Source organism: Chryseobacterium populi, assembly GCF_000282115.1.
Taxonomy (GTDB): Bacteria; Bacteroidota; Bacteroidia; order Flavobacteriales; family Weeksellaceae; genus Chryseobacterium; species Chryseobacterium populi.
This window is the reverse complement of record NZ_AKJY01000030.1, coordinates 58,498-70,354: the sequence shown is the minus strand read 5'-3', so window position 1 is coordinate 70,354 and position 11,857 is coordinate 58,498. Positions and strand designations below refer to the sequence as shown.

The 11,857-nt window shown below is 34.5% G+C and carries 12 protein-coding genes; 6 read left to right on the top strand and 6 right to left on the bottom strand.

What is annotated here, in order from left to right; all coding sequences use genetic code 11:
- Positions 1-82: 82 nt before the first annotated feature.
- The 4 genes from PMI13_RS09025 to PMI13_RS09010 form a co-directional block, all read right to left on the bottom strand.
- Positions 83-2,317 carry a DUF2339 domain-containing protein gene (locus PMI13_RS09025; protein ID WP_007842897.1) on the bottom strand — a complete coding sequence of 745 codons (2,235 nt, stop codon included), beginning with the start codon at positions 2,315-2,317 and terminating at the stop codon, positions 83-85.
- Between the two features lie 130 nt (positions 2,318-2,447).
- Positions 2,448-3,155: a hypothetical protein gene (locus tag PMI13_RS09020; RefSeq protein WP_007842896.1), complete on the bottom strand. Its 708-nt coding sequence runs from the start codon at positions 3,153-3,155 to the stop codon at positions 2,448-2,450.
- Positions 3,156-3,446: 291 nt separating this feature from the next.
- Positions 3,447-4,295 carry a prephenate dehydratase gene (gene pheA / locus PMI13_RS09015; protein ID WP_007842895.1) on the bottom strand — a complete coding sequence of 283 codons (849 nt, stop codon included), beginning with the start codon at positions 4,293-4,295 and terminating at the stop codon, positions 3,447-3,449.
- 121 nt (positions 4,296-4,416) lie between these two features.
- On the bottom strand, positions 4,417-4,830 hold the full coding sequence (locus PMI13_RS09010) for an acyl-CoA thioesterase (protein ID WP_034670009.1): 414 nt from the start codon (positions 4,828-4,830) through the stop codon (positions 4,417-4,419).
- Positions 4,831-4,968: 138 nt separating this feature from the next.
- On the opposite strand from PMI13_RS09010, the gene dnaA reads away from it, so the two are divergent.
- The 4 genes from dnaA (at position 4,969) to PMI13_RS08990 (ending at position 8,169) form a co-directional block, all read left to right on the top strand.
- Positions 4,969-6,423 carry a chromosomal replication initiator protein DnaA gene (gene dnaA, locus PMI13_RS09005; RefSeq protein WP_007842891.1) on the top strand — a complete coding sequence of 485 codons (1,455 nt, stop codon included), beginning with the start codon at positions 4,969-4,971 and terminating at the stop codon, positions 6,421-6,423.
- Positions 6,424-6,516: 93 nt separating this feature from the next.
- Entirely contained in the window at positions 6,517-6,963 is a 447-nt protein-coding gene (locus PMI13_RS09000) for a low molecular weight protein-tyrosine-phosphatase (RefSeq protein ID WP_007842890.1), read from the top strand.
- 2 nt (positions 6,964-6,965) lie between these two features.
- A complete protein-coding gene (locus tag PMI13_RS08995) occupies positions 6,966-7,466 on the top strand; it encodes a Cif family virulence factor (RefSeq protein ID WP_007842889.1) in 501 nt (166 codons plus the stop codon).
- A gap of 4 nt (positions 7,467-7,470) precedes the next feature.
- Positions 7,471-8,169 (top strand): SAM-dependent methyltransferase, encoded by a 699-nt coding sequence (locus PMI13_RS08990; protein WP_007842888.1) that lies wholly within the window; start codon positions 7,471-7,473, stop codon positions 8,167-8,169.
- An 88-nt stretch (positions 8,170-8,257) separates the two neighbouring features.
- On the opposite strand, the gene PMI13_RS08985 is transcribed toward PMI13_RS08990, so the two are convergent.
- Both PMI13_RS08985 and PMI13_RS08980 read right to left on the bottom strand, forming a co-directional pair.
- Positions 8,258-8,704, bottom strand: a complete 447-nt coding sequence (locus PMI13_RS08985; protein ID WP_007842887.1) for a GxxExxY protein — start codon at positions 8,702-8,704, stop codon at positions 8,258-8,260.
- On the bottom strand, positions 8,680-9,561 hold the full coding sequence (locus PMI13_RS08980; RefSeq protein WP_007842886.1) for a DUF4349 domain-containing protein: 882 nt from the start codon (positions 9,559-9,561) through the stop codon (positions 8,680-8,682). Before PMI13_RS08980 ends, PMI13_RS08985 begins: the two co-directional genes overlap by 25 nt.
- A 147-nt stretch (positions 9,562-9,708) precedes the next feature.
- Between PMI13_RS08980 and PMI13_RS08975 the strand changes: the two genes are divergently transcribed.
- Positions 9,709-10,776, top strand: a complete 1,068-nt coding sequence (locus PMI13_RS08975) for a DUF2891 domain-containing protein (RefSeq protein WP_007842885.1) — start codon at positions 9,709-9,711, stop codon at positions 10,774-10,776.
- Positions 10,777-10,981: 205 nt separating this feature from the next.
- On the top strand, positions 10,982-11,827 hold the full coding sequence (locus tag PMI13_RS08970; protein ID WP_007842884.1) for a helix-turn-helix domain-containing protein: 846 nt from the start codon (positions 10,982-10,984) through the stop codon (positions 11,825-11,827).
- Positions 11,828-11,857: the final 30 nt, after the last annotated feature.

Sequence of the window (11,857 nt, the reverse complement as noted above, 5' to 3'; positions counted from 1 at the left end):
CTTTTTAAATATAACTATTTTTTACAAAATGTGAATAGAAATTTATTAAAAGTTGAAAATTATTTATAAATAAAAGCTTTTATTAGGATTCTGTGCTTTGATTTTCAGTATTTTCTTCTTTTTTATCAACCATGTTTTTGATCATGTTTTTCAATCTCTGAAATAAAAACGAACTCAATAACAAAATAATTCCCAAAATAATAAATGCTATAATTCTGGAGACATTATCCATTTGCCATACATCATAAGTATAAAGCTTCAGGATCATCATCCCGATCAGTATAAAGCCGGATTTACTGAATTCCGGAAGGTCTTTTTTCAAACCTGTATAAATAAATATACTGGCAAGAACTGCCCAGATAATTGGGAGATATAAAATACTGAAATGTTTTTCCAGCTGATTCGCCTGCATGATATGGTCTGCATTTCCGAGAATATATAAATGATACAGCTCACAGCTTACCAGTACTGTGAGAGTTATTGAAACGGCCCAGTAAGAAAGCTTTATTTTAATGAAATCAGACCCGGGTAATACCTTCCGGAACAGATATACGAAAGGTAAAATGTACAGTAAATATATTCCAAAGAAATTTTGTGGCGTCTTTTTCAAAAGTATGGAGTTCACAATGCCTGTTCCGGCAAGAGACGCATTAATAATCAGGAGGAAAAGAAATAAATAAACAAGTCCGGTTTCAAAAAACAAACTGATATTAAGCTTTTTACGGAATATTAGCAAGATGAAAGCATAATAAATAGTGAACAGCAATCCGATGCTTAATATCATGATGAATGGTTTTTCCGAAATATGATAAATGATTTCCAGTAGCAAAGCCATATAGATCACACCATAACTGAGAACAGTAAACAGGTTTTCAAAAATAGCATACCGTTTTTCAGAATTATTGAGATTCTTTAACAAAACTAAATTGGCAAATGTAGTGACAACTGTAATGATACTGGTTAAGAATATCGGATTAAAGATGATTTTCAGGTTCTTTATACTATAATACTGTGTCCATGTTATCATCTGGGCAATAATGACTAAAGGAAACAGAATATAGAAGCATATCCTGAAAATATCCAGTTTTGTTTTCTTCCAGATGAAGAGCAGGAGAGTAGCTTCCACAGCCCATACACTTGTGATGAGGTGGGCTTTAAACTGTAGAGCAATAGCAACCGTGATAAGGCTTATGGTAATCCCTGCAAAAACAGAATAATGTATTCCGAAGTTTTTTCTGCTGTATTCCCTGAAAAGTAAGGCTGTATTGATGATAGCAAATACTACCGGAAAAATAATGACAGGCCCATAGTTTAAAGTGTTGAAAATGTAGACTAAGCCAATTATACTGGAAAAATTGATCAATACCAGCATTAAAATATCAAAAGAGGCAAGACTGTTTTTTCTGATATAATGCTGCAGTGCAAAGGCATAGAAAATAAGATAACTGATAATATAAAAATAAACACTTATGATTTGTGTCTTCTCAAGAGTCCAGTAAAATAAATAGATCTGGGTAGAAAAGAAAGCAATCCAGCCAATACTTTTCCAATTTTTGAGCAGGGCAATGATGAGCATTCCCATATTTAAAACCGATAAATAAGTAAAAAGAAACAGGTAGTTGCTTTCTCCCGTACTGATCATTAAGGGTGCTGTAAAGCCACCAACCAGAGAAAATATAATAAGAACTTCACTTTTATAATAATACGAAAGTAATATTGAAAGAAGGGTAATGAAGCAGGTAATTATAAAGGCTGCATTCTGTGTAAACAAATGATACTCTCTGAATGCAATGGTCGTGGTAAAATATAAAACGGCAATTCCGCCACCGGTAATAATAGATGAAAAAGCAGTGTAATTTTTCTTTAACAAATGACCTGTACCCATTATTACAGCTCCTACTGCAAACCCAATTCCGGCTCTTGCCGTTTCATCGATCCAGTTTTTATCTATTGCATATTTTACAAAATATCCGATTCCCAGAACAAGAGTGAAAATACCGGTAATGGCCAGCATATTTTGCTTTAAAAAATTTAAAACCGGACTCATCCGGTCTTTCTGTTCGGGGATAATTTCCTCTGGAATATTTACGGTTGGTTCAGAGATAGGTTTTCTTTCCGGCTGAAGTTCAGCTGAAGAAAATGACGGCTGAGGTGATGCTTGTTTCTCTTTTGTTTCCTGAACCTCATTATTCTTTTGTAAAGCATTATTCCCCTGTAGTTCGGAAATTTTATCTTCAAGTTTTTGTATTTTACGGTTTAGCTGACTATAAAATATAATAACAAGGATAAATAATATGATGAGTAGGAATGGGCTCATATTTTTAATTTATTTAATCAAATATAGATAAATGTTTGGAATGGGATAAAAAACAATTAATCCACCATACCTGGGGAATGATGGATTAATCTGTGTAATATGATTAAATTATATTAAATTATATTAAATCTTAGTTTGATACTTTATAGATGTAGAATGAAGCAACACTCGATCCGAGTAAGCCTACATCTAAAGCCGTTGAACCTGTAAGCCCGAAAGCAATTTTATCTCCGGCCTGGAAACTATAGATTGAATTAAGGCCGGTTTCAGAAATGGTTAAACTCAATAAGATCAGGTTGGCTCCACTGAAGGGGCGGTTGTCTATTGTTGTTGCTACTCCGGCTCTTGTTCTTACAATTCCAACACCGGGTGAGTTAGCAAGTAATGATGCCTGTAATCCGGTACCATATTTAAAGGTAAAACCAACGGCATATATTCCTGTAGATGGAATAGTATATGAATAGTCGGTATCTGAGAATAAAGAGACATTTCCTATTGTTCTTTCAGTGGTAAGAAAGTTGACCGCCCTAAATCCTGAAGGAAATAATCCCAAACTTAATAAACTGATTCCTCCCGATTTTTTGGCTGCATATACAGTAGCATCAGTATTGGCTGCAGCGAAGATCAATGCCGGATCTATTTGAGCTACTTCAGTGGTTCCCATGTTTAGACCTAAAACCTGATAGCCCGCTAATGCCGGAGCCTGTGGGGTTTGTCGGATTTTGGTATTCCCATTGACATCCAATGTTGCCGAAGGTGAAGGAGTATTGATTCCTACCTGTGAATATGCGGATATTGCAATCACAGATAAAATTAGACTACAAATTCTAGTTTTCATGTTACAAATTTTAAATTAGTTATTGTTGATTTTAGTTTTTGTTTCTATAGCAATAATTATGCCTTGTATACTTTGTATTTTTTTATATTATTTTAAAAATACGTTGAGAATTTTTAACAATAATAAGATTTATATGCTGAATAAAGTTACGTATTTTTACTATACGTATTTATACTTAAAATGTTAAAATTCAAAAGTACAAAATAATTCTCTTAATATTGATTAATTTTTCAAAAAAAAACTGTCCGGTACTTTATACAGGCAGTTTTTAAAAGAAATAAATATTTTTATTTAACTTTCTAAAAGAAATTCCTGGTAGTTTCCCAGGAAATCTACTTCGGCATGTATAGATTTTAACTCTTCTAAAGCGTTTTCATACAATACAGGATGCCATTTTCCGACAATCGTTATAAAGAAAAAATAATTTCCTAAACCGGTCTTCAATGTTCTGGATTCAATTTTACTAAGGTTCATTTTTCTCCAGGCGAAAACGGATAAAACCTGGTGTAATCCGCCTGCATGGTCTTCAGGAAGAGTGATTAGCAATCCTGATTTTTTCCCAAGTATCTCAAGACTGTCATTGGTATAAAAGTTCTGTTGTTTTGAAATAACAATAAACCGGGTGTGATTCTGTTCAAAATCCTGGATATTCCGGTTGATAATTTTCAAGCCGTATAGACTAGCGGCATATTGATTGGCAACAGCTGCAATTTTCAGTTCAGGGTTTTCAGAAACATGTTTCGCTGCTGCTGCAGTAGATGAAAAATCCTGTCTTTGGACTGTTTTATATTGAGTGTCTAAAAAATGAAAGCTTTGGGCAAGAGCCTGAGGATGGGAATAAATTTGTTTAATATCCTCAATCCGGTTTTCAGAATGGATCATCAGATGATGGGCTATCGGCATTACAGCTTCCGCCTCAATTTTTATGGACGGAGTTTTATATAAATAGTCAAGAGTCATGGACACCGTGCCTTCTATTGAATTTTCCAGAGGAACAACTGCTTTATCAACCTCTCCATTTTCCACAGCGGTAAAACAATCTAAAATATTGGCTTGTGGCAAAAGTTCTTCATCAGGAAAAAGCTGTGTTGTGGCAAGTTGGGTAAAACTGGCCTGTGGCCCCAGGAATGCAATCTTCATAGTAATGTATTAAGCTTTGTATTATAATTATTTTTTTAAAATTTCATTTTTAACAAAATAAGAAAATTTTGCAGAGAAAAAAATTTTTAAATGAAAAAGGTTTATGATTTGTTTTTGAAATTTATACAGGATTCCAGTTTTTTTCAATCAGCTTCAACAGAAAGTCAGGGCATTTGATAATTTTATTGGTTTTTGAGTCTAAAAAAAACAGGGTAGTGGAAGCTTCGGTAATTTTGATATGCGCTTCATTGTAAATTTCATACTCAAACTCAATTCTTACCCCCGGAATTTTTTTAATGTAAGTATGAATTTCTAATTTCTGATCATATAAGGCAGGTCTTAAATACTTAATTTTATAGTCAGAAACAGGTAGCCAAATTCCTTGGTTTTCAATCTCATCATACGACATTCCGATGCTTCGAAAGAGTTCCACTCTTCCAATTTCAAAATACTGTGCGTAGTTCCCGTAATAAACATATTTCATTGGGTCTGTTTCTCCGTAACGTACTCGTATTGAGTGTTTTGTATGTATCATTTTCAGGTCTAAATTATACATACAAATATATTTTTAAATAATCAATACCTCCAAAATTTTTTTTTGAAAATAAAAAATTGGACCTTTGTCTTCCTTCTAAAAACAATACTAACCAAAGAATTAATCGGGGCATAAATTATGGATGAAAATTTAATGATGATATGGCAGAAGTGCCTTCAGTTTATGCGGGATAATCTCAACGCAGCTGAAGATAATTCTGACCTGAAAAAACTTGAAAAATCTTTCGACCTATTGTTTGATAAAGTGCAGCCGGTTTCATTGGTTGACAACAATCTTACTCTGATGGTTCCGAGTGATTTTTACAAGGAGTATATTGAGGATAATTATTTATCTCTGCTTTCTGCTGCCCTGAAAAAAAATATAGGAAAAGGAGTTAAACTATGGTATTCTGTAATGGAAAATAAACCAAATGGTTCAGAAAAACCCGTTACAATGAATATGAAAGGAAAAAGTATTCCTACCCCAAAAATTCAGGAAACAATGCCGCAGGGGTTTTCATCTAATATTGTCAATCCTTTTGTAGTTCCCGGAATTAAAAAAGTAAACATAGATTCTAATTTAAAGTCTGATTTTTCTTTCGATAACTATGTAGAAGGGGAAAGCAATAAATTTGCTGCTACAGTGGCAAGATCTATTGCAAAAAGACCTGGTGCTACGGCTTTTAACCCATTATTTTTATACGGAGGTTACGGTGTCGGGAAAACCCACCTGGGGCAGGCTGTAGGTTTGGAAGTTAAAAATCAGTTCCCGGATAAAGTCGTACTTTATTTATCATCTGAAAAATTTATCCAGCAGTTTATTTCAGCGGCAAAAGCCCATAAACAGACTGAATTTGCCAATTTTTACCAGATGGTGGATGTTTTGATTATTGATGATATTCAGTTCCTTTCCGGTAAATCGGCTACACAGGACAGTTTCTTCCATATTTTTGATTATTTGCATCAGAACGGAAAGCAGATCATCCTTACTTCTGATAAGGCTCCGGTAGATATTATGGATATTCAGGACAGAATTGTTTCCCGTTTCAAATGGGGGCTTTCTGCAGAGATAAAATCTCCGGATCTGGAAACCCGTAAGAAAATTATCGTCGACAAACTAAGCAGAGATGGTATCGTTCTTACTGATGATATGCTTGATTTTCTTGCGTCTGAAGCAAAAACCAATGTAAGAGAGCTTATCGGGGTGATCAATTCAGTAATTGCTTATTCAACGATTTATAAATCAGATTTAAGCCTTGAATTATTAAAGGAAACCATCAATAAAATCGCTGCCAATCAGAAAAAAATCATCAATATTCCTTATATTCAAGAGATTGTATGTGATTATTTCGGTATCAAAAGAGAGCAGCTTTTATCTAAAACAAGAAAGAGAGAAATTGCCCTTCCAAGACAGTTGGCGATGTATTTTGCCAAAGAATTCACCAATGCCACATTCACCAAAATTGGTGAAGAAATGGGTGGAAAAGACCACTCTACGGTAATGTATGCCTGTGAAACGATCAAAGATGTTTCCAAGATTGATAAGGAAGTGAAAAAGTATGTAAAAGAACTTACGGAAAGAATCAAACATTAATATATTTAATTGATATAAATGAAAATGAAGAATAAAATTATTCTTCATTTTTTATTTAGTTTTGTTTAAAATTTTAGCTTAATTTACTGAAATATGAAATTACTGATGGTTTGCTTGGGAAACATCTGCAGAAGCCCTTTAGCAGAAGGAATTATGAAGACTAAAGTACCCGGGCATTTTTTTGTAGACTCTGTAGGTACGATCTCAATGCATGAAGGGGAACATCCGGATAAGAGAGCAATAAAAACGGCTGCCAATCACGGGATTGATATTTCCAAACAAAAATCAAGGCCCATTACAAAAGAAGACCTTGATGTTTTTGATAAGATTTACTGTATGGATATCGATGTGTATGAAGATGTGATTTCAAAAGCGAAAAATGAAGAACAACGTCAGAAGATTTCATTATTTTTAGAAGTACTGGGAGATCACAAAAATGCAGAGGTGCCGGATCCTTATTGGGGCGATATGAATGATTTCGAAGAAGTATTTCAACTTCTGGATAAAGGCTGTGATGCGATAATAAACAAAATATTATAAATATGAAAAGTGTATTACTTTTGCTTTTGCTTGGGTTTAATCTCTGTTTTGCGCAGACTAAAGATGAAACCGAAATCCGTAAAGTAATGGATGATTTTATGGGGTGTATTAAAACAAGGGATGAAGCCAAATTTATTTCCTTATTTCAGGAACCTGTTCTCTGGAAGGGAATTTTTACAGAAAGAACCCATGCAAAGCGGTTAGAAAAAAATCCTAAAGCAGAAAGTTATTTTACTGATGATTATAAAGCTTTTATCAGAGGATTTAAGGATGATAAGGCTGAAGAAAAATTCGATAATATTAAAATTATTGAAGACGGATCAATTGCTTCTGCCAACTTCGATTACAGTTTCTGGTACGACGGCAAAATGTCTAATTGGGGAAAAGAAATCTGGACCCTTATGAAAATCAATGGTAGCTGGAAAATAACTTCAGTTACATTTTCAATGGATTTAACTAAATATTTTCCGCAACCTTCACTACAAGAAAGAACAAAAAAATAATACAATGCTTTTCCTCTTACCCGCCTATTTATCAGAGAATACTTCAATCAACCATTTCTCCCCGGTCCTGAAAGATTATATCATGCAAACAGATTATTTGTTTGTGGAAAATGAAAAAACAGCCAGAAAAGTGGTTAAATTTTTTGCTCCGGAGAAAAAACAGTCAGATCTGAAGCTTTTCCTTTTGGATAAGTATACTGAAAATGCGGATATCAAAGAAGCGCAGGAGCTGATGCTGAAAGGTCAGGACTTCGGATTGCTTTCAGAAGCAGGCCTTCCATGTATTGCAGATCCGGGGAATTTAATTGTAAAATGGTGTCATGAAAAAAACATCAGGGTAATTCCTGTTTCCGGGCCGTCTTCTATTATTCTAGCATTGATTTCAAGTGGATTTAATGGTCAGGAATTCAGCTTCAACGGTTATCTTCCTATTGATAAAGGAGAAAAAAAGAAACAGATCCTGCATCTGGAGAGCCTGGTACAGAAAACAGGTTATTCCCAGATCTTTATGGAAACCCCTTACCGGAATAATCAGCTTTTTGAAGATTTATGTAAATTTCTCACCCCGAATACCAAACTCTGTATTGCTGCTGATATCAATGATCCGGAACATGAATTTATAAAAACAAAAACCATTAAAGACTGGCAGAAACAGAAACCTGAACTGCATAAAATCCCGGCGGTGTTTGTTTTAGGGAAATAATCTACATTTGAAATTGGTATATTTTAAGCTCGCAGATTATTTTAGTTAGAAATTAATTTAATTGTATAAAATCTGCGAGAAAAAATAACTAAAGATTATTCACAACTCTCTTTATCCCATCTAAAATATTCGGTGTATTAAAATTAACAGGCAATCCCAATTTCTTATTTGAAAGTTTTAAATATGTGCTTGGTTGTTTGAAATGAATGTCTTCTAAGTTTCTTACCGATTTGTGTTCAAGGATAACCGGATTTTCTACCATGATATCAATTTTAAAATTGAGGTCAAAGCGCTTATTATCATAAATTATAGGTGACGATACTTCCGACTTTATATCAAGACCATTTTCTTCCAGTTCATAGATTAAAATTTTCTGATAAACAGACTCAAGCAACCTGAGACCTGGTTTATATACATTGAAGATACACTTCCTTACTAGGTAGGAGATTTCATTTTTAAATTTTTTAGCTTTAATCAAAAAATCCGAATATCCGATATTCAGATTTTCTTCTATTTTTTTCTTCGGAATTTCCATTTTCTCCAGAGGAATATGAAAAGCGGAATAACCAATAAAAATGGCCACAGGGAAACTAAACCTAACATGAAACCTACAAAAGTGTTCCAGCCTTCTGTCAGGGAATCTCCAAAACGGTTTCCGAAACCGATTTTTGAAGTAGCAGAGCTCCTTACTTTTTCTTTATACAAGTTTAGATTAAGAGTACTGTACTTCACTTTATCATCTATAAACCTGAGTCTGCCTTCCGAAATATCTATTTCATCTTCCAGCTCACGGATATTTTCCTGAATTTCAAGAATATCTTTAGTGGTGGAAGCACTTTTAAGCATGTCACGGTATTTTTCCAGATATATTTTTTTGTTGGCCAGCTTTATGGAAACATCGGTATATTCTTCGGTGACATCATTGGATGAAATATTTTTTGACAAAACAGAGCCAACACCATTCGAAAATGAATTGATCAGGGCATCAAAATTTTGATGCGGAACTCGTATGATCAGATTCAGATTTTCTTCGGTTTCAATATTATTAAATTTTTCAGTCTGAATATAAGCCTGATTCTTTTTCAGAATTTCACCCACCAGGCTCTGAGCTTTTTTGATATCTCCAACCTGGATGGTCATTTCACCATTTTTAATGATTTTTTTGGAAATGGGATCAATTTTTTTTGATGAAGACTGCTGGTTATCTGATACCGGTTTTTCTGAAATCTTGTTTGGTGGGGATGGAGCCTCCAAATCCATTATTGCAGTGGGTGATGCTATTTTATCTTCCCGTAGCACTTCTGCTAAATCAGCTTTTATTTCATGTTGATTTTCAGATTTATTGCATTGAATAAGGAAGAAAGCAAATAAGAGTAAAATTACATTTCTCATAAATAAACTTTTGTGAAACTTATCAAAAAGTATGCTTGAAATGTATTTTGCTGTTAAATTTTTAATAATTTATATAAATTGACACGGTGTTCTGGAATTCGGGTTTGAGTATAATGGAATTATTTAAAAATTCAATATTTTTATGGAATGAAAAAAAGTCTTTTAGCAGTTATATGTTCACCGTTTCTGATGTATGCCCAGGAAGTTCCGAAACTGACGGATGAAATTGCCATGAAACTATCTGAAAAACCACTTCACTGTATCAATCAGGAATATCCCAATAAAACAGCACATATTATTAATAATGAAAAAGAAGTGCCTTTAAGTCCAAAAGATCTTCATCCGAGCTTCTATGGCTGTTTCGACTGGCACAGCTCTGTTCATGGACATTGGATGCTGGTGAGGTTATTGAAAATCAAACCGGAGCTTTCTAATGCAAATAAAATAGAGGAAATCCTGGATCATTCATTTCAAAAAGAAAACCTGCAATCTGAAGCTGATTATTTTACAAAATATCAGTTAACAATCACATTTGAAAGGACGTATGGTTGGGCATGGGTATTAAAGCTGGATGAAGAATTAACCCATTGGGATCATCCGAAAGCTAAGATCTGGCATCAGAACCTGAAGCCTTTAACCGATCAGATCCTGAAATCATGGAGAGCCTATCTTCCAAAGCAAACCTATCCCAACAGAACCGGTGTTCACCCTAATACAGCTTTTGCAATGGCCTTTGCGATAGACTGGGCAAGAGCGAATAACGATAAAGAATTTGAAAATCTACTGATAGAAAAAGCGAAATATTTCTATCTTAATGATAAGAAAACACCTGCTTATCTCGAACCGGACGGTTCTGATTTCTTTTCGCCGAGTCTTGAAATCGCCGATTTGATGCGGCGGATATTATCTCAGAAAGAATTGATAAGCTGGTTAAATAAATTCTATGAAAAAAGAAGCCTGGAGAATGTTGAAAAAATTCCTGTGGTAAGTGATCTTAGCGATTATCAAACAGTACATCTTGTAGGTCTTTCTTTCTCAAAAGCATGGTGCATGAAAGGAATTGCGAAAGCACTTCCGGATAACCACCCGCTAAAAAAGGATTTTCGTAAAACGGCAGATAAATTTTTATCGAACGGCCTTCCGTTATTGTTCCAGGGGAATTATGGCGGTGATCACTGGTTAGCCAGCTTTGCCGTTTATGCCCTGGAAGATTAATACCTGGTTTCCTACTTTTTTTAAATAGAACTTAAAACCAGATCGGTTTTCCCAAAAAGCATTATAAGTCTTTAAAAAAGATGGTTTCTGTAGCTTTCACCCTATTCTGCAAAAAATAATTTAATCTTTATACAGTATAGAAATTTAACAAATGCTGAAATAATAAAACTTTGCAATCAGCAGTTTTATTGGCTACATTTGTGTTATGTCTGTCTTAGAAAAGTTCGGGGTAGAAATTTTCACCCAACATAATATTTTCGAAAGAATCTCTACTGAAAAACCATTTCGGCCTGATAATCCTGCATTTATATTTGTGAAATCCGGAAAGATAAAGCTCCGTCAGCATTTCAGTGATCTTGAGCTTTCCGAGAATATGTTTATGGTGACAGATCCGCAAACCGTTTATGAAATGGTTTCCGTAAGTGATGATTTCCAGTCCAGAATGGTCTCTTACAAAAGAGAATTTATTTCAGCATTGTCATTGAAATTCAACCGGCTGATTGGGTACCGCTATTTCAGGCAGCAGATGAATAAAGGCGTTCCTTTTTTAGAGGATGAAATGGAAGCCGTCTGGAGAAGCGTTAATTTTCTGAAATATATATTGGATTCCGAAGCTGAAATGATCTATAAGAAAGAAATGGTAGAGCATCTTTTTTCAGTTTTCTGCTATCAGATGGCAGGGATTATTTCCAAGGAAGATAATAATTCGCTTAGTCAGATGTCGAGACAGGAAGAAATCGTTTTTATATTTTTAAATGATCTTGCGGAGCATCACCTTACCGAGCGTGCTGTTGAGTTTTATGCAGAACGGCAGTCAATTACAACCAGACATCTTTCGTCAGTGATAAAGTCGATTACAGGAAAATCGGCAGGCCAGATTATTGCCCTCATTGTGATCAACGAAGCCAGGGTACTTTTAAACTCTTCTAAAAAGCCGGTTTCAGAGATTTCGTCAATCCTCGGTTTCAGTGACCAGTACTCATTTTCTCATTTTTTTAAGAAGCATTTAGGGATGAGCCCAAGCCAGTACCGGAATCAGTTTGAAAGTTAAAATATTACTTTTGAACATCTTTTTCCAATT

Coding starts and splice junctions, on each gene's coding strand:
- PMI13_RS08970 (WP_007842884.1), top strand. CDS start 10,982: ATGTCTGTCTTAGAAAAGTTCGGGGTAGAAATTTTCACCCAACATAAT.
- PMI13_RS09025 (WP_007842897.1), bottom strand. CDS start 2,317: ATGAGCCCATTCCTACTCATCATATTATTTATCCTTGTTATTATATTT.
- PMI13_RS08995 (WP_007842889.1), top strand. CDS start 6,966: ATGAAAAGTGTATTACTTTTGCTTTTGCTTGGGTTTAATCTCTGTTTT.
- PMI13_RS08990 (WP_007842888.1), top strand. CDS start 7,471: ATGCTTTTCCTCTTACCCGCCTATTTATCAGAGAATACTTCAATCAAC.
- PMI13_RS09000 (WP_007842890.1), top strand. CDS start 6,517: ATGAAATTACTGATGGTTTGCTTGGGAAACATCTGCAGAAGCCCTTTA.
- pheA (WP_007842895.1), bottom strand. CDS start 4,295: ATGAAGATTGCATTCCTGGGGCCACAGGCCAGTTTTACCCAACTTGCC.
- PMI13_RS08975 (WP_007842885.1), top strand. CDS start 9,709: ATGAAAAAAAGTCTTTTAGCAGTTATATGTTCACCGTTTCTGATGTAT.
- PMI13_RS08985 (WP_007842887.1), bottom strand. CDS start 8,704: ATGGAAATTCCGAAGAAAAAAATAGAAGAAAATCTGAATATCGGATAT.
- dnaA (WP_007842891.1), top strand. CDS start 4,969: ATGGATGAAAATTTAATGATGATATGGCAGAAGTGCCTTCAGTTTATG.
- PMI13_RS08980 (WP_007842886.1), bottom strand. CDS start 9,561: ATGAGAAATGTAATTTTACTCTTATTTGCTTTCTTCCTTATTCAATGC.
- PMI13_RS09010 (WP_034670009.1), bottom strand. CDS start 4,830: ATGATACATACAAAACACTCAATACGAGTACGTTACGGAGAAACAGAC.
- PMI13_RS09020 (WP_007842896.1), bottom strand. CDS start 3,155: ATGAAAACTAGAATTTGTAGTCTAATTTTATCTGTGATTGCAATATCC.